At 33.4% G+C, this 23,163-nt stretch carries 25 protein-coding genes; 8 read left to right on the forward strand and 17 right to left on the reverse strand.

Annotated elements, in window-relative coordinates; genetic code table 11:
• Window positions 1-11: 11 nt before the first annotated feature.
• The 4 genes from K5782_RS06785 to K5782_RS06800 form a co-directional block, all read right to left on the reverse strand.
• Entirely contained in the window at window positions 12-812 is an 801-nt protein-coding gene (locus tag K5782_RS06785) for an amidohydrolase family protein (RefSeq protein ID WP_297465169.1), read from the reverse strand.
• Complete coding sequence (locus K5782_RS06790; protein ID WP_297465171.1) at window positions 809-1,459, reverse strand: GNAT family N-acetyltransferase; 651 nt, start codon at window positions 1,457-1,459, stop codon at window positions 809-811. The genes K5782_RS06785 and K5782_RS06790 overlap by 4 nt, the downstream gene beginning before the upstream one ends.
• Window positions 1,460-1,499: 40 nt before the next feature.
• Window positions 1,500-2,345 carry a hypothetical protein gene (locus K5782_RS06795; protein ID WP_297465173.1) on the reverse strand — a complete coding sequence of 282 codons (846 nt, stop codon included), beginning with the start codon at window positions 2,343-2,345 and terminating at the stop codon, window positions 1,500-1,502.
• A 114-nt stretch (window positions 2,346-2,459) separates the two neighbouring features.
• Window positions 2,460-4,223, reverse strand: coding sequence for a mechanosensitive ion channel domain-containing protein (locus tag K5782_RS06800; RefSeq protein WP_297465175.1), 1,764 nt, complete (start codon window positions 4,221-4,223; stop codon window positions 2,460-2,462).
• A gap of 149 nt (window positions 4,224-4,372) precedes the next feature.
• On the opposite strand from K5782_RS06800, the gene K5782_RS06805 reads away from it, so the two are divergent.
• The 3 genes from K5782_RS06805 (at window position 4,373) to K5782_RS06815 (ending at window position 8,673) form a co-directional block, all read left to right on the forward strand.
• A complete protein-coding gene (locus K5782_RS06805) occupies window positions 4,373-5,740 on the forward strand; it encodes a lysine 2,3-aminomutase (RefSeq protein WP_297465179.1) in 1,368 nt (455 codons plus the stop codon).
• A gap of 71 nt (window positions 5,741-5,811) precedes the next feature.
• On the forward strand, window positions 5,812-7,254 hold the full coding sequence (gene glnA / locus K5782_RS06810; protein WP_297465181.1) for a type I glutamate--ammonia ligase: 1,443 nt from the start codon (window positions 5,812-5,814) through the stop codon (window positions 7,252-7,254).
• Between the two features lie 111 nt (window positions 7,255-7,365).
• Window positions 7,366-8,673, forward strand: a complete 1,308-nt coding sequence (locus K5782_RS06815; protein WP_297465183.1) for a hypothetical protein — start codon at window positions 7,366-7,368, stop codon at window positions 8,671-8,673.
• A 38-nt stretch (window positions 8,674-8,711) separates the two neighbouring features.
• Here K5782_RS06815 and K5782_RS06820 read toward each other — a convergent pair whose 3' ends face one another.
• The gene (locus K5782_RS06820) at window positions 8,712-10,316 is read right to left on the reverse strand and encodes a cation:proton antiporter (protein WP_297465185.1); all 1,605 of its coding nucleotides are present in this window, start codon (window positions 10,314-10,316) and stop codon (window positions 8,712-8,714) included.
• Between the two features lie 104 nt (window positions 10,317-10,420).
• Between K5782_RS06820 and K5782_RS06825 the strand changes: the two genes are divergently transcribed.
• A complete protein-coding gene (locus K5782_RS06825; RefSeq protein ID WP_007551007.1) occupies window positions 10,421-10,708 on the forward strand; it encodes a hypothetical protein in 288 nt (95 codons plus the stop codon).
• Window positions 10,709-10,710: 2 nt separating this feature from the next.
• Window positions 10,711-11,202 (forward strand): hypothetical protein, encoded by a 492-nt coding sequence (locus tag K5782_RS06830; protein ID WP_297465188.1) that lies wholly within the window; start codon window positions 10,711-10,713, stop codon window positions 11,200-11,202.
• Window positions 11,203-11,204: 2 nt separating this feature from the next.
• Here K5782_RS06830 and K5782_RS06835 read toward each other — a convergent pair whose 3' ends face one another.
• A complete protein-coding gene (locus K5782_RS06835; RefSeq protein ID WP_297465189.1) occupies window positions 11,205-11,660 on the reverse strand; it encodes a hypothetical protein in 456 nt (151 codons plus the stop codon).
• Between the two features lie 75 nt (window positions 11,661-11,735).
• Between K5782_RS06835 and K5782_RS06840 the strand changes: the two genes are divergently transcribed.
• The gene (locus tag K5782_RS06840; RefSeq protein ID WP_297465191.1) at window positions 11,736-12,059 is read left to right on the forward strand and encodes a hypothetical protein; all 324 of its coding nucleotides are present in this window, start codon (window positions 11,736-11,738) and stop codon (window positions 12,057-12,059) included.
• Window positions 12,060-12,228: 169 nt separating this feature from the next.
• Window positions 12,229-12,549: a hypothetical protein gene (locus K5782_RS06845; RefSeq protein WP_297465194.1), complete on the forward strand. Its 321-nt coding sequence runs from the start codon at window positions 12,229-12,231 to the stop codon at window positions 12,547-12,549.
• On the opposite strand, the gene K5782_RS06850 is transcribed toward K5782_RS06845, so the two are convergent.
• The 6 genes from K5782_RS06850 to K5782_RS06875 form a co-directional block, all read right to left on the reverse strand.
• The gene (locus K5782_RS06850) at window positions 12,546-14,573 is read right to left on the reverse strand and encodes a thioredoxin domain-containing protein (protein WP_297465196.1); all 2,028 of its coding nucleotides are present in this window, start codon (window positions 14,571-14,573) and stop codon (window positions 12,546-12,548) included. The genes K5782_RS06845 and K5782_RS06850 overlap by 4 nt on opposite strands.
• Before the next feature lie 38 nt (window positions 14,574-14,611).
• Window positions 14,612-14,848: a hypothetical protein gene (locus K5782_RS06855; RefSeq protein ID WP_297465198.1), complete on the reverse strand. Its 237-nt coding sequence runs from the start codon at window positions 14,846-14,848 to the stop codon at window positions 14,612-14,614.
• Between the two features lie 335 nt (window positions 14,849-15,183).
• Entirely contained in the window at window positions 15,184-15,594 is a 411-nt protein-coding gene (locus K5782_RS06860; protein WP_297465200.1) for a hypothetical protein, read from the reverse strand.
• Window positions 15,584-16,081 (reverse strand): hypothetical protein, encoded by a 498-nt coding sequence (locus tag K5782_RS06865; protein ID WP_297465202.1) that lies wholly within the window; start codon window positions 16,079-16,081, stop codon window positions 15,584-15,586. The genes K5782_RS06860 and K5782_RS06865 overlap by 11 nt, the downstream gene beginning before the upstream one ends.
• 3 nt (window positions 16,082-16,084) lie before the next feature.
• Window positions 16,085-16,438: a hypothetical protein gene (locus K5782_RS06870; RefSeq protein ID WP_297465204.1), complete on the reverse strand. Its 354-nt coding sequence runs from the start codon at window positions 16,436-16,438 to the stop codon at window positions 16,085-16,087.
• A gap of 103 nt (window positions 16,439-16,541) precedes the next feature.
• The gene (locus K5782_RS06875) at window positions 16,542-18,125 is read right to left on the reverse strand and encodes a DUF4377 domain-containing protein (protein WP_297465206.1); all 1,584 of its coding nucleotides are present in this window, start codon (window positions 18,123-18,125) and stop codon (window positions 16,542-16,544) included.
• Between the two features lie 50 nt (window positions 18,126-18,175).
• Between K5782_RS06875 and K5782_RS06880 the strand changes: the two genes are divergently transcribed.
• Window positions 18,176-18,538 carry a proteinase inhibitor gene (locus K5782_RS06880; protein WP_297465208.1) on the forward strand — a complete coding sequence of 121 codons (363 nt, stop codon included), beginning with the start codon at window positions 18,176-18,178 and terminating at the stop codon, window positions 18,536-18,538.
• A gap of 83 nt (window positions 18,539-18,621) precedes the next feature.
• Here K5782_RS06880 and K5782_RS06885 read toward each other — a convergent pair whose 3' ends face one another.
• The 5 genes from K5782_RS06885 to K5782_RS06905 all read right to left on the reverse strand — a co-directional run bounded on the left by K5782_RS06885 (window position 18,622) and on the right by K5782_RS06905 (window position 23,057).
• On the reverse strand, window positions 18,622-19,353 hold the full coding sequence (locus tag K5782_RS06885) for a CbtA family protein (protein WP_297465210.1): 732 nt from the start codon (window positions 19,351-19,353) through the stop codon (window positions 18,622-18,624).
• An 11-nt stretch (window positions 19,354-19,364) separates the two neighbouring features.
• Window positions 19,365-19,580 (reverse strand): CbtB domain-containing protein, encoded by a 216-nt coding sequence (locus K5782_RS06890; RefSeq protein ID WP_297465212.1) that lies wholly within the window; start codon window positions 19,578-19,580, stop codon window positions 19,365-19,367.
• 456 nt (window positions 19,581-20,036) lie between these two features.
• A complete protein-coding gene (locus K5782_RS06895; protein ID WP_297465214.1) occupies window positions 20,037-21,764 on the reverse strand; it encodes a PEFG-CTERM sorting domain-containing protein in 1,728 nt (575 codons plus the stop codon).
• A 274-nt stretch (window positions 21,765-22,038) separates the two neighbouring features.
• Entirely contained in the window at window positions 22,039-22,353 is a 315-nt protein-coding gene (locus K5782_RS06900; protein ID WP_297465216.1) for a hypothetical protein, read from the reverse strand.
• A gap of 362 nt (window positions 22,354-22,715) precedes the next feature.
• A complete protein-coding gene (locus K5782_RS06905) occupies window positions 22,716-23,057 on the reverse strand; it encodes an ArsR family transcriptional regulator (protein ID WP_297465218.1) in 342 nt (113 codons plus the stop codon).
• Between the last annotated feature and the right edge of the window lie 106 nt (window positions 23,058-23,163).

A 23,163-nucleotide genomic window follows, 5' to 3' on the forward strand; every position in this document is an offset into this window, starting at 1 on the left:
TGAAATTAGATTTATGAGATTTTAAACAATTCTTTTGCTTTTTTGTACATGAAATTATCTATAAATTCCTGTTTGATTTTCAACTTTGCAACAAAGTTAAGGTATGAATCCATTGAGCTGATAGGCCAGTCAGTTCCATAAAGTAGGTATTTTGGTTCTCCGGCATAATTAATTAGCTCGGCAACTTTTTCTTTGATCATTTTTTCAAAAAAGTGATCAAAGCTGCCAATAACGAGGCCAGAGATATCAGCATAGACATTTTTATTTTTATATATCACTTCTTGAGCATCTTGAATCCATGGGTTTCCTAGATGACACATTACAATTTTTAGCTCAGGATTGTCTACTGCAACATCATCGAGATTTAACGGACGGGAATAGCGAAGTTTTCCTTTTGGACTATATGTATCCCCAGTATGAAACATTGCAGGAACGTCAAATTCCACACAAGTATCATAAATTTTTTGATATCTTTCATCATAGGGATAATAATGTTCATAACCAGAATAGATTTTGAGTCCTTTTACTAATCCATCTTTAATCCAAGTTCTGTAATTTTTTAGATCATCATCAGTATGATTGTCAATTGAGAATCCTGCAACGACACCAAGATTATCGTATTTTTTAATTGCATCAATGATCTGTTTTGCAGAAGGCCTCTCTGAATTTGTTTTGTAGGATGATAAAATAATAGCGTAATCTACATTGTTACTTGTCATTTCTTTTTGAAGTTCATCTATTCTATCATCTAAAGAAGAGATATGTTGGATGAGTTCGTACTGATTTACGTGAACATGGCAGTCGATGATCATTTTGCTTTGTAATTTGGATTAATCCATTCAATAAAAGTGGCATGGTTAAGTGATCGTGGATCCTTCATGTAATCATTAAGAATTTTTATAAATTTGAAACCGTTTTTGACTTGAAATTCTAAAACAGGTTCTCTAATTTCATGTTTCAAAACTTTTTTAACATATTCAAGAGGAGATAGTTCTTTTGCATATTCACAATAGTTGAACAATCTCGCACCTGCAATAATTCTACGTAAATTGAGTTTTATTGCAAGTGCTTTTCGTGCATCATAAATTTTAGTTGCTACACCTAATCGTCTGTTATCTGGATGTGTGGAGATATCTGCACCATATAATGAATCTCCTTTTGGATTATGTGCTGAAAAGATACTATCACCACAAGCTTCTTTCCAAGTGTGTTCTTTGTATTCAGGGTCAAATTTCACAATTAAACTACTACATGAACCGACAATCTTGCCATCATAGTCAGCCACAAATTGGCCTTCTGGAAATACTTTGAGATGTGCTTCTAATTGTTCAGGTTTCCAGTAAACACCTTCAGCTGCCATATATGGAAATGCGGCTTTTTGTAATTCTACAATTTTGGGTATGTCCTCTTTAGTCATATTACGAATGATTACCTTACTTTTACGAGTTTGAGCAGACATGTGTAAATAAAACACGTGACGACTATTTAATGAATCGGAATTAAATAGGATGTTCTGAATCATCAACTTTGGATTTTTTCTCTTTGTGAAAAAATCTGATTTTAATTAGATAAATTATGCTTAAGAAAATTTCAACAATCATTGCTACAATCATAAATGATGCAATTTGTGTTAGAAATGATGGTATCTCAGATAATCTTTGGAGAACATCAACGAGTGAATAAAATTGCGGATCAAATAAAAATATAGCAAGTAATGCAAATGGAAGTAATTTTGCAAGGTCTCGTGAAAGATCTTCCCTATAATATGCAGATATTCTAATTGCAATAATTAATGAGCTTGATACAAGAAAGATTGTTGCAGTTGGCATATGTTGTACAAGAATAAACATAAATGAAGAATATCCCAAAAACCACAAAAATATCACAAATGGAAATACAAAGAAATTAGTTGCGATAAATGCTGCAGCTCTAGGGGCACCGGATGATTTTTTTCCAGAAGAGGAAAAATAACCTTTAGAAATTTTTTCTATGTTGATATTAAATAAATCTCGTTTGGATAAAAATCTGTAAAAATTATAAACAAATACACCATAGACAACCATTCCAATAGAAAATCCAACAATATCATAAATTGAGGAATCCTTTGCAATTTCAGTAATTAGGCTATTGATATAATCAATAGGCAGAAAATCAGAATTTTCTGCTTTTTGAAAAGCAGTTCGAATATTATCGTAAAAAGAAGTTGCATCTTCTTCGAGTATTTGGGCAGAAGACGGTTCATTTCCATTTTGAAGTAAAGTAAATGAATCACCCAAAGAGAAAGAAGATACAAGTAAAATTCCAATAAATGTAACTATGAAAACAAAAAGGAGATTTTTACGCATAAAAATAGTTGATTCCTGGCTTTTTGTACCTTTATGTTCTAAAATGTGTAAAAAAGAGTGAAAATATTGAATGTAGTAAAATTGTCAAAATTTGGAATTTAAAATGAATTTAATTTAGTTTGTATCTCCACCATCGCCTTTTAGCAAATCTCCGATACCATATTTTTCAATAAGCTTTTTGCGTTCAGTGTTGAGTTTATCAATTTCTTCAGTCTCTTTTTTTTCATCGCCCTGATAGATAGTTCTAATTGGCCATGGGATTCTAATATCATATTTTTTAAATTCTTCATAGATCATCATCCTCATGTCAGTTTCCATTTTGAATTGGGAACCATAATCTCTCACATACACCCAAATTGCAAAATCAAGCGAGGAATCATTGAATTTTTGGAATCTAACAGTTGGTTGTTCTAAATCTAAAATGAATGTCTTATCACATCCACAGCTAGGTTTGTTTTCATCAATATTTGGACATCTTGATTGAACTGCAAGGTGTTTACCCTTAGAGTCCTTTACTTCATTTAATGCACGAGTTCCTACTTTCATTAATGCAGCTGCTACTTGTTTTGGGTCATTTAGGTAAGAAACACCAACTTCAACTGTTGCAGGAACAATTGCAAATTCTTTAGTGTAGTTGATGATCTCACTTGTTACTAGTTGTCGTGTAGGAACAATTGCTACGGATTCATTTAGTGGGTGACGTACAAATGTTACACGTGAAGTAATTTTATAGACTATACCTTTGTAACCACTTGCTAATGCAATTCTTTCTCCTTCAACAAAGATCTTGTCTTTTCTTATCATCATATATGCAAAGTAATTTTCAAAAGTTTCTTTCAATGCAAAACCAACGCCAAGAGCAATACCACCACTGGCAGTAGCCAATACAAAGAGGTCAACTCCCCACCAAGCTATTATGCCCAGAGCTGCACCTAAAACAACTCCAAGAGGAATAAAATTTCTGAACGGTTTTGGAAGTCCTTCTCTTTTCTTTTCTGCGTAACCTGGAGGTTTTGAACCGGCAATAATTGGCTCATAGGAGTTAGTTCTCTTTTCTTCAGCCCATATATCAATTTCATAAATTTCGTCTGGAGTTTTACCAGGAAGTAATGGTCTACCTAGGTCATTTTCTCCAGTTATGCAATCATTGTAATATTGTTCATATTTTTTTTGTTCTGACTTTTTCCATTCTGAAAAAGGATCTTTTACAAGTTTTTGATAACTGCCAATTCTTGCGCCAGTTGAGGTGGTAAACTTTTCTAGGAAATTTCTACCTTGCGGGGTTTGTAAAAGTTCGTTGAATTCATTACTACTTATTTCTTCAGGAGGATTTTTAGGTGGAATCCATTTGTAACATCGATGAAACAAATCATTCTCATCGTCTTTAAAACCATTCAAATCTCGCCAAGCTTTAAAATCCTCTTTTTCCTGTTTTATCCTTTCTCCTTTTTCAAGAAGAATTGTTATGATGTGGCCTGCAGTAAATGCAATAACAAGAATATTCATTGAATTGAGAAGTTTAGCAAATGTTTCTCCAACAGTAAGTTCAGCACTTAATTGTTCTTCAATAATTTCTGCAGGGTCATCAAATAATTCAAAAGTCTGAATGTAAATATTAATCGAAGAGATCAAAGCCAATGCAAGAACAGGTAAGACTGCTCTTCGAACTATATCAGCCAATATAGGATTAGAATAGCTGAATTTTTTGGTTCTGGTCCATTGTCTAAATTTATTATAAATTGTACCAATCACAATCAATCCTACTACTAAAATTACAAATGCTATTTGGAGTGAAACTGAAGATGATAACAATTCCACTAGAGTTCCAAGTTGTCCAACTGCTTGTCCTTCTGCAAGTGTTACTTCCTCTCCGGCCATTATTTTTCACTATTTCCTTCTAAATACAAAGATTTCATAGAGATATTTTAGATATTATCATTTTTTATAAATCATTCAATTGAATTTCTTTAAAAAAACAGAATGAATCCATCACTAACATTTAACAATGATAAAAGCTATCAATTTACATGCAAAATCAAAAATCAGAATGGGCTACGAACGAATCTCCACGCATTATGAGTTACACTTTAGCAAATTTTCGACAATTACCACAAATTCAAAAATTAGGTGAGGAAAAACAGTTTGAAATGGAAGTTGTGGGCAATGTGCTTCCATTTAAGACAAACAACTACGTCGTAGAACAACTAATTGACTGGAATAATGTTCCAGATGATCCAATGTTTGTTTTAACATTCCCACAGAGAGGAATGTTGATTCCTGAACATTATGCAAAAATGGAAGCAGCTCTAAAAAAAGGAGATAAAAAAGAAATTCAAAACACTGCAAATGAGATCAGATTGCAGTTAAATCCACATCCAGCAGGTCAAATGGAGTTAAACGTACCAACGCTAAAAGACGGAACTAAACTTTATGGAATGCAACACAAATACAAAGAGACTTGCCTGTTCTTCCCAAGTCAGAGTCAGACATGTCATGCATATTGTAGTTTTTGTTTTAGATGGCCACAATTTGTTGGAATGGATGAACTCAAATTTGCAATGAAAGAAGGAGAACAACTAGTACAGTATCTGCGAGAGCATCCGGAAATCTCAGATGTTTTGTTTACAGGAGGAGATCCAATGATCATGAAGGCAAAAATATTTTCAACGTACATCAATCCGCTTCTTGAAGCAAATCTACCAAATCTCAGAACAATACGAATTGGAACAAAAGCATTGTCATATTGGCCATACAAATTTCTAACAGAAGATGATGCAGAAGAAATGCTAGACATCTTCAAACGAATTGTAGATAAAGGGATTCATCTAGCATTGATGGGACATTTCAATCATGTTATAGAATTAAAAACAGATGCAGTAAAAGAGGCAATCAAAAAAGTACGAGCAACTGGAGCTCAAATTAGAACTCAATCGCCAATACTTCGTCATATCAATGATGATTCAGAGATGTGGGCCGAAATGTGGAAGACTCAAGTCCAGTTAGGATGTATTCCATACTACATGTTTGTTGTAAGAGATACTGGCGCACAGCATTATTTTGGAATACCATTGATAGAGGCTCAAAGAATATTCCGTGACGCTTACAAAAAAGTAACTGGACTTGCAAGAACTGTAAGAGGTCCAAGCATGTCTGCAACACCAGGAAAGGTTCAGATTCTTGGAATTGCAGAATATGGGGGAGAAAAGCTAATGGTGTTAAGATTCTTGCAAGGAAGAAATCCAGACTGGGTACAAATTCCATTTCTAGCAAAATATGATGAAAAAGCAATTTGGCTTGATGATCTAAAACCAGCAACGGGTGACAAGTTTTTCTTTGAAGATGAATTAAATGAAAAAATGAAAGTAATTAGAAATCAGGACTATCCTGAATCTTAGATATGAATTTACAAACTAGCTTAAACAATATCACAGTATCACATTAGTAATGTAAGAAAATAAACAAAATGATGAATTCAAAACAAGTTATAGAAAAAATAAAAGAAGAAAATATTTCGTTTATTGATTTTTGGTTTGTAGATATTTTTGGAGAACTGCGTTCTATGGGAATGCCAAGTTATTCTCTTTCAGAAGACGATTTTAATGATGGATTGGAAAAACTTGATGCAAGTTCTATTCTTGGTTTCAAGTCAGTAAATAAATCAGACATGATCTTAAAACCAGATCCTTCTACATTTCGAATTTTACCACCAGATTATGATCCAAGCAGAAAAAATGCAAGAATATTTTGTGATCTTTATGAAGGAAATAAAGCAGAGGAGACACGCTTCAACAGAGATTCTCGTGGAATTACTGCAAAAGCAAAAGGGAAGCTAAAAGAATTTGGATTAACACATTCGATGTGGGGTCCAGAGATTGAATTTTTTGTATTTGATGCAATCAACATCTACCCTTCACCATATGGTGCAACTCACTCATATGGAGGTTCAGGCTATTCGATTGAATCAAAAGAGTCGCCATGGGCAAAAGGAAATGCAAGTACTGCAATTGATCTCAAAGAAGGGTACTATCCATCACAACCCAAAGATACGCTAGGTAGCCTCAGAAAAGACATTTGTGATGATTTGTATCGTTACTTTGGAATTCAAGTTGAAGCTGAACACCATGAAGTTGCAACATCAGGGCAGAGTGAGATTAATTTCAAATACGGTGAAATGACTGAAATTGCAGATGCAGTAATTACAATAAAAAATGTTGTTAAAGTAAAAGCCAAAAAAAGAAACAAGGTTGCCACGTTTATGTCAAAACCAATTTTTGGAGACAATGCATCTGCAATGCACACTCATCAAAGCATATGGAATAATGATACAAATAGAATGTATGATCCAAATGATAGTGTTGCACAGTTATCGCAAGAAGGACGTTACTACATAGGCGGACTTTTAGATCATGCGTCTGCATTATGCGCAATAACAAATCCAACAACAAATTCATACAAAAGATTGGTACCTAATTTTGAAGCGCCTGTCAATGTTTGTTGGGGGTTAGGAAATAGGTCTGCTGCAATTCGTGTACCAATGTATCTAAAAAATAGAGAAAAAAGTAAGCGAATTGAATATCGAGTGCCAGATCCTACTGCAAACATCTACTTACTTGAAGCGGCATTATTACTTGCAGGATTAGATGGAATTAAAAATAAAAAAGATCCAGGAGATCATGTGGAGGAAAATGTTTACAAGCTTAGCGCAGAAAAAAAGAGAGAGCTCAATATTGGATCTTTACCTACGTCGCTTAAGGAAGCATTAGATGCATTTCAAAGCGATATGAAATTTCTTGAAGATGTATTTACAAAGGACTTTCTTGATGCGTATACAGAATTAAAATACAAAGAGTATCATGCATTTGCACAAACTCCAACTGCATGGGAAGTTTCAATGTATACAGATGCATAGGAATACAATTTAGGAATTACTCAAATTTGAAAGATTAAAGTTTCCAGATTCAATAAAATTTTGAAAAGAATTGGAAAAATACTTTTAACTTTTGAACAAAAATTGTGCGTAATGAATACAACATTGAAGATCATAGCCTTTTTGGCTATCTTGCCACTCTTTACTGCAGGCTTGACGCAAAGCTACGACGTAGCATTTGCTGAGAAAGCACAAGGGACACCATCAAAATCATATGGTTCTAAAAATGCAGGAATAGTTTGTGGGGATAGATTATGCTCTGAAGTGCCTGTCACTCAACCAGTTCAAGAAAAAACCGAACAAAAGAAGATGGATGACAAACAGATGACAGACAAGCATATGGCCAATAAAGAGATGATGGACAAAAAAATGTCTGAAAAAGAGACGATGGATGATAATCACATGATGGAGAAAACAGAGATGTCTGCAGATGCAGGTTCTGTTTTAAAACTATCACGTGCAAATGTTCCAGCAAAGATTCCATTGCATAAAGGATTCTATAATGGAGGCGATGTTTACTTTATCATTACAGATTCAAGTGATAAAACACATGCAGATATCATTACAAAGAATCAAAAATGGAAAGTAGAGCTAGCTCCATTACTAAAGAATACTCCTACAACTGCACTCTCAAAAACATACATGTTTACTAATGGAATTAGTGGAGATGGAGTTCACGGATACCAAGGCGAAGTCTTTACCAGTACTCCTGCACAACCAGAGACATACAGTGCACTTACATCACATGTTCATGTAACATGGAAAGATGGGACAACTCCAAGAATATTGAATTCTGAAAAAGCAATAACGGATGCAGAGAAAAAAGGAGAGATATCATTGACACCACTAGAAGTTGTCATAAACATGCCACAAATTGTTTGGCCAGATGGACAAATGATGGTAAAAGAAGACAAGATACTTTCTGATCATACACCATACGGTGGAGGACAAATTCTAGATATCGATACGGAAGGAAAAACTGTGACATTCATTGCACATAGAGGTTGGGGTCCAGATGGAAGAACTATCTACTACATTGTAACTGATGCAACACCTTCAGGTCCAGCCGAGATGATGGGAGTGATTAGCTCACCAACATCTGCCAGTCTTATTGCAAATTCAGTCGCAGTTGATCTGTTTCAATTCACAAATGGAATTAAGGGCTCAGGCCCATTAGGATTCCAAGCTGGAATTGCCTCAGGGGCACAAGGAGATGCAAACTATTCTCCAATGTGGAGAATTAATGTAATTACTTGGAAGGATGCAAACAACTCAGCATTGCTTGAAAACATTTCAGATATCACAGCATACCAAAAAGCAGGTTTGATCGATATAAGTCTAGCAAGACCAATGGATAGTGATCATATAGTTAACTGCCCATTCATTGATCCCTTTCAATAGGGATTAATCTTTTTTATTTTTTATTCCAAAATTTGGAGTTATGATTTCTGAGTTTCAGTTAACAAATTCATTATTCCATGAGTTGTTACAATTCCAATTACACGTTCATTTACAGGATCAATTACAGGAATCATATCAAAAGGATGTGAATTCATTTTTTGTATTACAGAATACAAAAATTCGTCAGGTGACACGGTATAAACTTTTTTGTACATTACATCATCAATAGTAATTGCATCATAAGTTTTTTTATGAAATCTATCAATTTCTCGTTTTGAAACTAGTCCTACAAGTTTATCATTAGCATCAATTACCAAATATGGTTTTTTACTAATAACATTTTGGCTTAAAAATGACTTTACAGTAAGCAGAGGAGTTGTCTTTGGAAAATCAGTTTCAATAACAGCAATTGCAGGTACATCAGATACTACTCTTCTAAAATAAATTGGCATCAACCCAAGTTCTACGGTTCCTACTTTTACATGAATTATTTTCTTTAACTTTCGTTGGAGTTCGATGCTGGATATTATCATCGTTAAAAGAGTACCAAATACCAGAAGTGAGAAAAGATCGTTATCTAAGATGTCAGCCTGTAACAAAGACAACATTAAGGCTAAATCTACTGCACCTTTTGCCATTACACCATAGGCTACAGTTCTAGCAGGACGCATCTTTGCGATTCGAACAGCAATGTACGAGCTTACAAATTTCACACCAATTATGATTCCAATAAACACAGCAATAATCCACCAATCTAGATTTAGAAAACCAAGACTAAAGTGAAGACCGATACCTGCAAAAAAGATTGGAATGAAAATTCCATGTCCAATAACACCGATATTTTTTGAAATTTCAGAATAATCATCTTTAGCCATTCGAGAAACGGCAATTCCTAAAAGAAGTGCACCTATTGCACCGTGAATTCCACTAACCTCAGCAAAATACGCTACAAGTAAAATTACTCCTATTATAATACCGAAATAAATTTGCTGATCTTTAAGCTGTTTTTTTAACATTCGGAAAAATCGTGGCAAAATAAAAACTGAAAGTAGACCTGCAACTGCAAAAAAGATTATCATCTTTGCAAACAACCAGAAAAATTCTGAAACTTCAGGAGTATCACTTGAATTTACTTGGATTAATACACTTGTAACAATAATCGCAATAAATTCTACAATTGCAGTAACTGTGAAAATCTCAAGACCTATTGTAGATTTTAGCTTACCAAGATCACTGAGGATCTTTGCAGTAACGCCAAGACTAGATGCAGCAATTACACTTCCTATAGCAAAGGCTTGTGTAAAATTCATGTCTAGCGAGAGACCAAAAAATCCTGCTACAAAAAATGGAATTAAAAATGCTACCGCAGAACCAGCAAAAATTCTACCTTTCATCACATTGAATATTCCTGCTAAATCAATTTCCTGAAGACCAATTAAGAAAAATAAGAAAAACACACCGATTGAGGTAAAAAGCTCAATTGCATTGATTGGTTCAACTATAGCTAAAAGTGTAGGCCCAACGATAATTCCGGCAAGAACATTTCCTATAATAGTAGGCTGATTAATTCTATGCATTAGTTCGCCAAATAATTTGGCAGCAATTATCAACACTGCAAGATAAAGAATTGCTTCAAAGACCAATATACAATAATCATGTATAGTCATCTCATATCCCTTTCGAAAGAGACCACACCTACCAGATAACAGAATAATTGTTATAGGAGATAATTCAGGTAAATTTCAAAATGGAGAAAATAGACTATGAGGGAATTGTTTGGGCAATTAATCACAACAATCCAGAACCACTAGTTGAACATGCTATTCACACATTAGTTATGCATGGGGTAAAAAAAGAAGACATTCAATTAACAGATGCGCCAGACAATGTCAAAGTTGGGGCTATAGTAGTTGAGATTTGGCCATATCATCTAGATGTTGCAAGAGTAAGAACAATTAGAAATGAATCTTTTATCAGCGGTACAGTTATGACTATTGAGCTAAAATTAGACGGCGAAGGAAACTATACAGATTAGTTTTGAAAAAAGCAAAGAAACAAAATATCATCATTGCATCAATTGCAATTATCATAGTAGGCGCAATAGTTGCATATAATTATTCATATGATCAAACAAGACAAAAGGGTTTCAAATTTGGAAACGAACTTCAACAGATTCAAGAAGAAGTAAAACAGATTCAAATTCAATTTGACTCAAAGATTACACAGTGGAAAGAAGAGGATTTGAGTTTAGAAGAATTGCTGGATTACTCTAAAATACATTTGGATAATATGCAAGATCAGATTTTAAAATATGACAAACTAAATCCGCCAGCTCAATTTGCACCATCAGTGGAATTATTCAAGCTTTCAACACAAGCACAACTAGATAGTGATAAAGAATTCATAGAATGGATAAAAACGAATGATGAATCTCACAGTATTAGATCTGATTCATTATTACAAGAATCATTTGAATATGAAATGCTTGCATTGGGGGAGTTTAATTCAGTCAAAGTGGGATTAAAGTAGAATTATAACAAACTTAATTTCTGCAATAAATCTAAAATTGGTGAGATTTCTTTTATAATTTCATTTTTATCCAAAGGGGTTGGTTCTGAGAATTTAATTGGGAATGTAATTGTAAGCATGTCTTGGTCTGTGTGAGATATACGAATAGAATGAACAGTATTGTTTGTTTTTGTAATGAAATCTTTCCATTTTTTTAAATGCTCTCCAACACGATTAACTTGAGTATCTAATTCGTCAATATCAATATCCAAATCAGAGTCAAATAGTCCAAATTTTACAAGAGGAATCATCATCAATCCACCTGAAATTTTATCATGATTTTTTAGCATTTGAGAGATGGTTTCTACAGAATTTTCTTTAGGATAGATAACCCCATAATCAGGATCAAAATATCCTGCTACAAGTTTCTTTGAATCTAAAATTCGAAAATATTCATCATCTAAATCTAATTTCCACAATAATTAATCATCAATACATAATTAAATAAACAGTTTACCAATGACAGTTAAATAAACAAGGTGAAGATAAAAAACATGACAATTTCCAAAGAAAATAAAACATTCATCGATAGTTTAATTGATTATTACATCAGTGAAGCAGAATCATACAGACAGATTGCAGAGAACTTTGTACCAGAAGTAGAATCAGTTCCAGATACAGCGTTTGGGATCATTACTGGATGTGTATATTCAGGATTTTTGCAGGCATATCAAAATCAACAACTAACACCAGGATTAGAAGACATGAACGAGTTTAATCAAATCATAAAAAAGCGTGCCCCACTAATCAAAAAGGCGCTTCTTGGACCCATAAAACAAGAAAATAAGCCAAAAGATACTCCTGAAAAATCAGACTAGTTTAGAAATCACAGCCAAAGTTTAATTTGATTTCAAGATATCAGAACGCATGAAGGTAGATGGAAGTAAAATCATTTTTGGGATGGGGGTATCATCAGCAGTAGTAATGGTAATAGTAGTGCTTTATTTTGCAATACGTTGATAAATCAATTTTTCTATAAATAATATATTGTCAGCAACAGATGAGTTTAGAATTACACAAATTGTAGATAATGGGCAAGTAGTACAATTAACATTAATTGAAAATGTATCAACTGAGCCAATTTCACAAAAACAAATGATCATAGATAATGTTTCAAAAAGACTAGATGCAGAAACAAAAGAGCAGGTCATGCCATTATTAGAGGCAATATTACAAGCTCAGCCAACAGTCAACATTAGAAGTTATCAACAAACACAAATCACAATAGGGATGCCAAAATCAAGATATGAAAAAATGGGCAGACCGCAAGTTGGAAGCTTACTTGGAATAGATATAAAAAAACTCTAAAGATTTGATTTTATATCACTTATAGTCTCTAAAGGTAACGAACAAGTAAAATTTTTGCAAACAAAGACAGATGTTTTATCATTGTAGGATTTACCTGCAAAAAATGGGAATGTAGATAGATTTTCTAGTTGAGATTTATTGTTAATTGACACCATAATTGATTCAGGTAAAAATTTAGAGTAAAGGAAATTACAAATTTCGGAATTCTCAGAGTTGATAATTGTGATTTCAATTGGGTGTTGCATGAAAGTGTAAATTGTATTTAGCAAATAGCCAAAACCAAATGGGTTTTCAGCTGCAATTTGAGCCTGAGATTCCATTATTTGAGTTGCAATTTTTAAGAATTTTTCTTCTTGTGTAAGATGATACAATCGTAACATTACAAAACATGAAACTGAGTTACCAGACGGTAATGATAAATCATAATTGCTCTTTGGTCGGATGATTAATTTTTCATGATCATCGGATGTCATAAAAAAGCTGCTACTCTCAGAATCCCAAAAGTGGTCAACTAAATGGTGTCCTAATTTAACTGCCAAATTCAGGTATTTTGCTTCAGGTTCAATCTCAAAGACGTCAAGTAATGCGTTTGCAAAATAAGAGTAATCTTCTAAATAGCCATCTATTTTTGCCACATTGTTTTTGTAAGTTCGCAATAATTTAGTATCATCAAGGAGTTTTGTTTCAATAAATGAAACACAGTTTTTTGCTGCATTCAAATATTTTGCTTCTCCAGTTACACGGTATCCTTTAGCAAATGCTGTGATCATCAATGCATTCCATGAAGTGAGTATTTTATCATCGAGTCCAGGAGGAACTCGTTTGGAACGAACATTCAATAGTTTTTCAGAGCAACGTACAAGAATTTCTTTGATTTTTTCTTCAGGCATTCCAAAATGAAATGCGACTGCAGAAATGTTGATGTTATTGCACAAAATGCTGTTTCCTTCCCAATTACCGCCATCGGTAACATCATAGTACAAACAAAATATCTCAGCGTCATCACCAAGGATCTCTTTTATCTCACTTTTCTTCCATACGTAGAATTTTCCTTCTACACCTTCTGAATCAGCATCATATGCAGAATAAAATCCACCTTCTTTTGAAGTCATTTCTCTTAGAACAAATCCCAAAGTCTTGTGAAGAACTTCAAGATAGAATGGGTCCTGGGTAATCTGATAGGCTTCAGCATAATTTACTGGGATTAAGGCATTATCGTAAAGCATCTTCTCAAAATGAGGAGCGAGCCATTTTGCATCAGTAGAGTATCTATGAAATCCTCCACCTATCTGGTCAAAGATGCCACCTTTGGCCATTTTATTTAGAGTTTTGAGCGCAAATTCATTAAATTTTGATAGTCCTGTAAGTTTTGCATATCTGAACAAAAATGAAACATTAGCCGCATTTGGAAATTTTGGTGCAGAACCAAATCCACCATATGCTGAGTCTCCGAGTTGAAATAAATTCATTGCAGCTTCATCAAGAATAATTTTTTCTAGTTTAGAGGGAATTTTTACAGTCTCTGCTTTTTGTAATGCAGATAGAAAATTATCAGCGGACTTTTCAATGTCTTTTTGTTTTTCTTTCCAAGCTTGTGCTAGTTGTCGTGTAATACTTCCAAAACCTGGACGACCGTAAGAGTCCAAAACTGGAAAATAAGTTCCAACGTAAAACGGCTTTTGATCAGGAGTTAGAAAAATACTAAGAGGCCATCCACCCTGACCGGTTGCTATCTGACAAACTTTTTGATAGATATCATCAAGGTCTGGTCTTTCTTCTCTGTCAACTTTGATGTTTACAAAATTTTCATTCATGAATTTTGCAACTTCTTCGTTTTCAAATGATTCGTGTGCCATCACATGACACCAATGACAAGCACTATACCCTACACTAAGAAAGATAGGTTTGTTTTCATCTTTAGCTTTTTTTAGAGATTCGTCATTCCAAGCATACCAATCAACTGGGTTTTCGGCATGTTGTAATAGATATGGACTGGTTTCATGAATTAGATGATTTTTTGCCATGATTAATCAAGTTTCTTTTGTTATTTGTATCTAATTGACTAGTAAAAGATGCCTTTGCCTTCTTCTAATTCATAAATTCTGGTATTGATTTTGTTCAATAGTTTTTGTTTTGATTTTTGGGCTTTTTTATCATGACTGTAATCTTTTTTTTCGAGCAACTCTTGTAATCGTTTTAATTGCTCTAGTGTTAGTTTTTTGAAGTCATTTTTTGATCTTGAAACAATTTGGAGTAGAGTTACTCGTTCACGGTCCTCAGCAGAGATATCATCAGTCAACGATTGTTAGATGTTTAGGATCTTTATTTTTCTAATGAATGAGATAATCTCACAGGGGCTCAGTCACCATTTTGAGGATAAAAATGGACGCAGATAGGCGTGAAAAATCTAGTTTTCATTTTCTAATTCTCCACACTATATGAAACCAAATAGTTCCATCATCCTAATTGATGTATTATCACAAAATTGTGTATTACCGTCTGATTCACAATAAAAGATGTAGCCATCTTCTATCATCAAATAGTATCCAAAATGATACAAATTCATGAAAGAATTTGCAACAAACAAGACAGTAATTGCAGTTAAAATTATAAATAAAATCAAGAGTCTAGTTTTCATATTTCAGAGAATCCTATTATTGAAATTATTTGAGCGTTATTTACACTCATTCCAAGTTTTCCATCTTCAAGTGTATAGGGTATTTCTATACCATCCGATAACACTGCAATTGAGATGATGTTTTTATCAGGAAATAATTTTTGTAGTATTGGCAATGGATCATCCATGTGAATGAATCCATCAGTGTTGCTGCTAGTTGTAATGATTATTGCTTGTATCTCATCTTCAACAGTAATAGAGTACACATCCATGTTAGATGCTATTGCAAAGCCATTTGTGACTTGAGTAATTCTAGGATCAATATCTTGAGTGTAATGCGTTCCACCTGACATATTACTAATTATGAATGGAAGAGATATTGCTAGTCCTACAATTATTGGGATTATTATCAATAATCTAGTTTTCATTTTTTCTCCTTTTGATCTTCATTACTATGTATGCAAATACAATAAACAGAGACATTGCCAAAACAAACCATCCGAATGTATTTGATACATTACCCAATGTCTCTCCTTTTTGTAGTGATTCGTTATTAGAACCTTGTATGTTGTTAGGAAAATTTGGATCTTGTAAAATTTTAATTGTTTTCAAAATATCTCCATTTGCAAATTTATATGCTGTGCTAACGCTTGCTGTTCCATAACCTTCAAGATCAGGAGCCATATCAGCAAGTTCTTGTGTGATAAATCCTCTTTTGATACATTCATCAAGGATTTTTTTTGCCCACTCTCTACCCTCTACTGTAGGTTGCCATTGATCAAAAATTATCAATTCACAACCTTGCTTATCAAAATTAAAATCATTTACTGAATTCATTAATTGACCAAAAGAGAGAGATGGTAAAGATGCAAAAATTAAAGCAAGTATAATAATTATCGAAAGTTTGATTTTCATTTTCTAATTACTTGGTCTGATCTTATCACGTACTTTGTTTTTTATTAATTCATTTTCGTTAAAAGATAATATTATTCTCTTATAGAATCCGTTTTTGAGCTCAATATTAAGAAAAGAGTTGTTTCTTGTAGTATACCAAAATTCCCATCCCCTGTTTGTAAAATAAGTTCCAGCTTTAATTAGTCCTGGAAAGCATGTTCCAGGAATTCGAAGTTCTTTAAAAGATTGTTTTGGAATATCGGTATGAATGAAGGATATGTTATTCAGTGGAATAACAAATGAGCCATGCACCCCCAGTATTTTTTCGACAGTGTTGAATTTTATCCGCACATTATCATCATCTACAATAATTTGCATCAGATTATTTTAAAAAAGATCATAATAAAATCATTGATTCCATTCAAGATAATTCCACATCTATCATTTGAAAAATATGATAGATGAATTTTTGTAAATTAGTTTATGGTTTCTCATTTAGATAATTTATCATTGCATTACAATGATCAGCCATGAAGGTCTCAAGATTTCCTAGTTTTCCTTCCCATTGATTTATGGTAGTTTGGGCACAGTTTCCAGTAGGATCATTTGAATCTAGAGCATTTTTTGCATTTTCCATAACACTTTCTGCAAATTGTTTGTTTGTTTTAATATCATCTTTAGTTGCAAGCAAATTTGTATGACCAGAAATTAAAACGTCAAAATCAAATGATTCTAAAACATCATGTGTTTTTAGATACAAATCAATATCGGGAGTAACACCAAATGCCCTGTAAGGTGGCTCATCTGGACGCATCAAGTCAACTATCATTGCAACTTTTTGTTGAGGAGCTAAAATCAAAACATCCCCGTTAGAGTGGAAATTTCCAAGATAGTGTAACTCTAGTGTCTGTTCTCCAACGGTTAGAGAATACATTGAATCATCAAACGTTACAGATGGTATTGGTCTAGTACCATTTTCTTGTTTTAAAACATCTGCTGTTTGTTTGTGTGAAACATATGTAATATCTGGTGAAAATATTTTATCTACTGCACCAGTGTGATCTGCATGAGAATGTGAATAAATCATATGAGTGATTGGTTCTGAAGTCACATCTTTAATTGCATCAAGATATTTTTCTCCAATAGGCTGTGGTGCATCAACGACAACTACGCCCTGCCCTGTCGTAACAAACATTGTCTGATAACCGCTACCAACTAACCAGTACACATTGTTAGCAATCTCTGTTACAAAGTATCCCTTGTCTCCAATAACTACAGGGTTGATAGTGTAATCAAGTGTGCTTTCAAATATTCCTGTAGTTGGTTCAACTACACATTCGCCTTTATGGTCCATGGCAACGTGTTCTGCATTAAGGGTACACATGTTTCCATATGTCTTTGCATTCATTCCACAGACAGGTGCATATTCTAATGTACATGCAACAATTGGTTTTTCAATATACCATCCTCGTTCTTTTAGCTTGTTAACTGATTCAGGATTAACACATACAGGAGATATGTCATGTTTGAAAATTAATTCTAAAGGTTCGGCACAGATCACGCTACCTGCAGGAATTCCTGCGTTGCCCTGCTGTAATGGTCTCAGATAAGGTTGTTTTATTCCATCAATAACACAGACTTTTCCAGCATAGATGCCAGGTCCACATCTATCATTTAATACACAAATTTTACCAAGTGAAACAAATCCAGGGGCACATAGATTTTTGTAAGGTACATGTCTTGAGGAAGATTTTTCTTCGATTATTTTTACTAGTTCATATTTTTTGCTTGAAGCATCAGCTGGAGGATTTGCGATATCTGTTACTTTAACAGATAGTTTGTATGAGTTTCCCTCTACAAAATCAAATCCTGTTATTTTATCGTAAAAATTAGTCCATTCTGATTTTTCATCATATCTTATTTGCATGCATTTTTGTGGGCCAACTCCAACACAGTCAATCAAATTTGGGCCAACAAAGATGGTTTTTATTTCTTCAGCATATGATAATGGAATTGAAAATACAAAAAATACAGACAGTATGATTAATAGAATCGTAAATTTCACAATAAATTACAATTAAGATCATTTTTATCTTTAACGCTTCAAGAATACGTGTGAACAAAATAATTCCTATCGGAATAGGATGTGTAGCTGTTGGCATTATTATTATGACGATGGTTTTTTCAGGAGATACAAAGCCTGTTCCTCCTGTAACACAACATGATTTACGAATACTAATTGATCAATGGATGAAAAACCCAGATACAGATGACAGAAATCAACGCCTGGAAATAATGAAGGCATATTATACTTTTGAAGAATCAGGTCAGAGATTATCAGACGACCAAGAAGGCAGAGTGATGTTAAACCAGATTAGAAAAATGGTTAGCTTTGATATTCCAAAAACAGAGCTTGATCAAATGAAACAGGAGATTCGTGATGAATTAAGACAGTTAGGATTTAAAATAGAATCCTGATTCATAAATTAGAATACTAGAGACAATTTGAATCATTATTGGAAAAATGGACACAAACAGACATAAAATTTGAAAATTACAGACTAATATTTTTCTAGTTTAATTTGAGAATCAGGTCGAAATTTGCTCCAAAATACGCCTAAAATAGTAGCCACCGATATCCAAAATACACTAACTGCAATTACAGACATTGTTCTGAAGTCATTTACCAATTCCATAGGTGCAGATATTTCATCAGGATTTGGAGGCATCACTACAAACACTATGCTAATAAAAATTGCATATCCAACAAATGCAACAATCTTTTTTTGTGATTGTAATTTTTTGTATAATTGATAAAATCCTACTGCGCCAAAACCCGAGATTGTGATAAATGAAAGATACAGAATTGATCTCAGTATTACAGTTTCAGGGTCACCTACGGTTGGTGGATTTGCAGGATATTTCAAAAATGGGATAAAGTAAATTGCCAACCACATTATTGCCGCAAGTGTAAATGTTTTTTTCAGATCAGTTCTTCCAGGTAATGAACTTCTAGAATATGCGTAAACAATACCAAACAATGCACCAATAGATGTTCCCAAAATTGCTCCAGCTAAAACCTGTCCACCTTTTTGCCAGTATCTATATGAATCAAATTCTGCTCTAAATTCAGGAGTATCTTTTTCTTCACCTGATGCAAATAGATGTTGGTTTTCAATTCCAATTGCTGTGTCAAGATATGGTTCAACAAGTATCAAATTTGCAACACCATGTATGGTACCTGCAAGAGCACCTGAAATCAAAACAATTGCAAGAAATAAAGCTGTTTTCATATTATATCACCTTAATGACACGGGAATCCTGCTGCATGTCTCATGTCGTGAGTTAATTCATGAATGTAAAGATCTTCAAATGCTTGATTACCTAAAACAATGCTAAATAAATGTCCTTGATCATAACCTACAAGGAATAATCCAAATGCAAAAATAATTGCCAAAATCACAATTGAAAGAATAGAAACATTAGATTTTGAAACTATAATTTCTTTTGATTGTGACATGAATCATGTAATTTTACAGTACATACTTAAACTGTTGGATGGTTTATCCAATTAATATACTCTAGGCATGAAAATAATATGAACATATGAAAAAATACAATTATTCTACATTCATAGAATTAACAAATAGAATCACAATCAGATTTAAAATATAAAATACATTTTAAAATTTGTGATTCTAGTCATAACAAAAATATGCGGTCATTGCGATAATATTTATTCACATTTCACAAAAAAATCAAATGCATGCCCTAAATGCAATATAAATTCAGCATGACGTGTAGGGGAATTTGTGAAAGATACCGTGCTGAAAAAAATAGATACACAGACAACACTAAAAGATGTACTTCATGTAACGTATACTTGACATATGAAGGAATAAAATGTCCTTGCTGTGGCACACAATTACGTTCTAAGCGAAAATCAAAATTCCGTAATTAATGATAAAATAAAAATCTAAAACTTTGGAATTATTCTGGTTTTTGAAGTTACTACAACTATTGATATGATTGCAACTGCAAGTACCATCATTGCGACTGTACCAAATTCTGGAACTGACACTTGTACAACATCCATGTCTGAGATGATTGCATCAATTTTTTGATTGACTTCAGATGAAGGTGCACCATTTTTTATCATGTCTCTTAGTTCTATGCGCATGCTGGTTTCAACTTCTTCCATAAGTTCTTGCTGTCCTACTTGTACTAGAGGAGCTTCCAAGAATTCAAAGTTATCAAGATATGCTTTAGTAGCAAGACTAAGCGCTAAATCGGTATTTCCATTGGCATATTCTGTCTTGGCTTGGGTAAGTAGACTTTTAATTGTATCAACGTAAGCTATCAAATCTGCATCTTCATCTTCTAGTCCAAGTATTTCATCAATCTCATGAACAATTCCTCCTGCGATTGTTTCAACATCAGCTGGGTCTGCTCTGTTATCATATGCATCCCACAAACCAGTGTAAAGTTCTTCAGTCTCTTCTACCTCATGTTCAGGTAGATCTGACTTTATCTCATCAAAGATTTGCTGTGATCTCCAGACAAATGCAGAGCCGTCCTGAAACTCTGCCATCTCACCTATCACACCGTCAGATACTGCTTCATGATACTCTGCAATTGAGGTTTGCAGTAATATTTTCATTAAAAGTAGTTTAGTGTCAACTGAATTACTAAGATAATCTCCTACAACTGTTTGTCGTGCAATGGATATTATTTCTTTTGCATCATCAATTGCTTGCTGTGCTTGATCTCGAGATACGGTAGTGGTTGCTTTTTGTCCAAGATTCATCAAAATTGTTTGGACTTCTGAATCAAGTGTCGGATCAGATGCTTGCAATATTGGCTTCATAGAGTCGTATAGTTCAGCTACGGGGTGTGTTGCATGAACCAATGCAAGTTCTGCATTCTTTTCATCAAGATTCTGTTCTAATGCCCAAAAGTGACCAAGTGTTTCTTCAAGGGATGATGCAAAGGAGAGCTTTTCATCTTTAATTTCATCTAGTTCATGAATGACTCGATTAGCTAGCACTTCAACGTCTTCTGGGTCTGCTCTGTTATCATATGCATCCCATAGCAACTCATAAGATTCTTCAATTTCATCTGCAATGTGTGAATCAACGTCTGACTTTATCTCATCAAAGATTTGCTGTGATCTCCAGACAAATGCAGAGCCGTCCTGAAACTCTGCCATCTCACCTATCACACCGTCAGATACTGCTTCATGATACTCTGCAATTGAGGTTTGCAGTAATATTTTCATTAAAAGTAGTTTAGTGTCAACTGAATTACTAAGATAATCTCCTACAACTGTTTGTCGTGCAATGGATATTATTTCTTTTGCATCATCAATTGCTTGCTGTGCTTGATCTCGAGATACGGTAGTGGTTGCTTTTTGTCCAAGATTCATCAAAATTGTTTGGACTTCTGAATCAAGTGTCGGATCAGATGCTTGCAATATTGGCTTCATAGAGTCGTATAGCTCAGCTACTGGGTGTGTTGCATGAACTAATGCAAGTTCTGCATTCTTTTCATCAAGATTCTGTTCTAATGCCCAAAAGTGACCAAGTGTTTCTTCAAGGGATGATGCAAAGGAGAGCTTGTCTTGGTCGGATTCTGCAAAAATTAATGGTGAAGTGGAAATCATAAAAACAGCAAAAACAAAAGATATTGCAGTTATTTTATACATTAGAATTTCACACGATAAATAAATGATTTAAATGGTTTGCATGTTATGTAATATTGTTCTATAATCATAGAATGAATATTTGAAAAATTAAAAATCATCTAATCAAATTAAAATCAGTTTTTTAATGAAGATGTGTTTGTGAATCTTCTTTTTGTTTACAACACTTACACAAAGTAGACACTATCAAATTACATTTTGAGCATTTATCAAACTCGTCGATTTCACACTCACAAATTCTACATAGTTTATTATTCATAAGAGAAAAAACATTCTGTCAATGCGACAGAATTGAGAGCAATGGCATAGCATCCCACTGTAACATGTGATAATCAAGTATTCCTGAGCATATCTTGCTATATTTTTCATAGAATATTTTTGCCTCTTGTGCTGTTCCTTCAAATACAGCCATACTTGTCTTGTTATCACTAAATGCACCAGACCACATAATTTTTCCATTTGCATGCCAATCATCAATTAATTCACCAATTAATGGAGTGATTTTTTCTAAGTCATGCATGTTAGTTGTGTCCTTGAAACTACTGACTAAAACCCAGGGGATTTTTTGTTCAGTCATATTTGTTTGTTCCATAAAATAAATATCACAAAATAGAATTTATCATTATAGATTATTCCATCAATCTATTTTACATTAACATAACACACATTTGATTTCAAAATATAGAATAACTTTAGATAACATTCTGTATTTTTAATAACATTTGTAACACGAGAATAGTGTGATGTGTGTGGTTTTTTATTGTATGCACTACACATATTCCGACCAAGAGACCATTAACCAAAAAACTTGTTTTGCTTCACTCACGTGCTTCAGGATCTAGTTGCTATTGGCATTACAAGTCATCTTAGTTGGTTAATGGTCTCAATTTTTTAAAATCCATGATATGATTTAGTAATATATGAAATAAGAAATTAGGAGACATATTCCAACATTCATGTTTTTGTAATCATATTATTTTGTTTTAAATGAATAATTGGTTCAAATTTTTTAATACAAATCTCAGCTTCACGAATGTTACTTCTATAGAATTTACTCTTTTGACGATTGATTAATTCAATTTTCTCCACACGTATCAACCCAAGAGATTCCAATGTCGATAATTTTTTGTAAACAGTACTTGAAGGTATTTTATTTTCAAAAGAAATTTGAGAAGGTAGTTTTGATTGATTTACAATAGAAAATAGAATTGTTCTAGATTCTAAATCAGACAGTTCTTTTAGAATAATCTGATTAATGTTATATTTTCTCAACCCTAGTGGTGTAACTTTGGGCATTATTTTATTTCTAGAATACCTATTAATGTAAAATCCGGTAATTCTATTGACATAGAATTAATTTGTAGAACCGTAATCAAATTTAAGATAAAAAATATTTTAGAAT

The organism is Nitrosarchaeum sp., assembly GCF_025699065.1.
Classification (GTDB): Archaea; Thermoproteota; Nitrososphaeria; order Nitrososphaerales; family Nitrosopumilaceae; genus Nitrosarchaeum.

Bases quoted from the DNA above. Each gene is read 5' to 3' on its own strand.
- K5782_RS06795 (WP_297465173.1), bottom strand. From the start codon at position 2,345: ATGCGTAAAAATCTCCTTTTTGTTTTCATAGTTACATTTATTGGAATT.
- K5782_RS06895 (WP_297465214.1), bottom strand. From the start codon at position 21,764: ATGTATAAAATAACTGCAATATCTTTTGTTTTTGCTGTTTTTATGATT.
- K5782_RS06885 (WP_297465210.1), bottom strand. From the start codon at position 19,353: ATGAAAACAGCTTTATTTCTTGCAATTGTTTTGATTTCAGGTGCTCTT.
- K5782_RS06790 (WP_297465171.1), bottom strand. From the start codon at position 1,459: ATGTCTGCTCAAACTCGTAAAAGTAAGGTAATCATTCGTAATATGACT.
- K5782_RS06865 (WP_297465202.1), bottom strand. From the start codon at position 16,081: ATGAAAATCAAACTTTCGATAATTATTATACTTGCTTTAATTTTTGCA.
- K5782_RS06840 (WP_297465191.1), top strand. From the start codon at position 11,736: ATGACAATTTCCAAAGAAAATAAAACATTCATCGATAGTTTAATTGAT.
- K5782_RS06815 (WP_297465183.1), top strand. From the start codon at position 7,366: ATGAATACAACATTGAAGATCATAGCCTTTTTGGCTATCTTGCCACTC.
- K5782_RS06850 (WP_297465196.1), bottom strand. From the start codon at position 14,573: ATGGCAAAAAATCATCTAATTCATGAAACCAGTCCATATCTATTACAA.
- K5782_RS06805 (WP_297465179.1), top strand. From the start codon at position 4,373: ATGCAAAATCAAAAATCAGAATGGGCTACGAACGAATCTCCACGCATT.
- K5782_RS06785 (WP_297465169.1), bottom strand. From the start codon at position 812: ATGATCATCGACTGCCATGTTCACGTAAATCAGTACGAACTCATCCAA.
- K5782_RS06905 (WP_297465218.1), bottom strand. From the start codon at position 23,057: ATGCCCAAAGTTACACCACTAGGGTTGAGAAAATATAACATTAATCAG.
- K5782_RS06860 (WP_297465200.1), bottom strand. From the start codon at position 15,594: ATGAAAACTAGATTATTGATAATAATCCCAATAATTGTAGGACTAGCA.
- K5782_RS06900 (WP_297465216.1), bottom strand. From the start codon at position 22,353: ATGGAACAAACAAATATGACTGAACAAAAAATCCCCTGGGTTTTAGTC.
- K5782_RS06890 (WP_297465212.1), bottom strand. From the start codon at position 19,580: ATGTCACAATCAAAAGAAATTATAGTTTCAAAATCTAATGTTTCTATT.
- glnA (WP_297465181.1), top strand. From the start codon at position 5,812: ATGAATTCAAAACAAGTTATAGAAAAAATAAAAGAAGAAAATATTTCG.
- K5782_RS06800 (WP_297465175.1), bottom strand. From the start codon at position 4,223: ATGGCCGGAGAGGAAGTAACACTTGCAGAAGGACAAGCAGTTGGACAA.
- K5782_RS06825 (WP_007551007.1), top strand. From the start codon at position 10,421: ATGGAGAAAATAGACTATGAGGGAATTGTTTGGGCAATTAATCACAAC.
- K5782_RS06870 (WP_297465204.1), bottom strand. From the start codon at position 16,438: ATGCAAATTATTGTAGATGATGATAATGTGCGGATAAAATTCAACACT.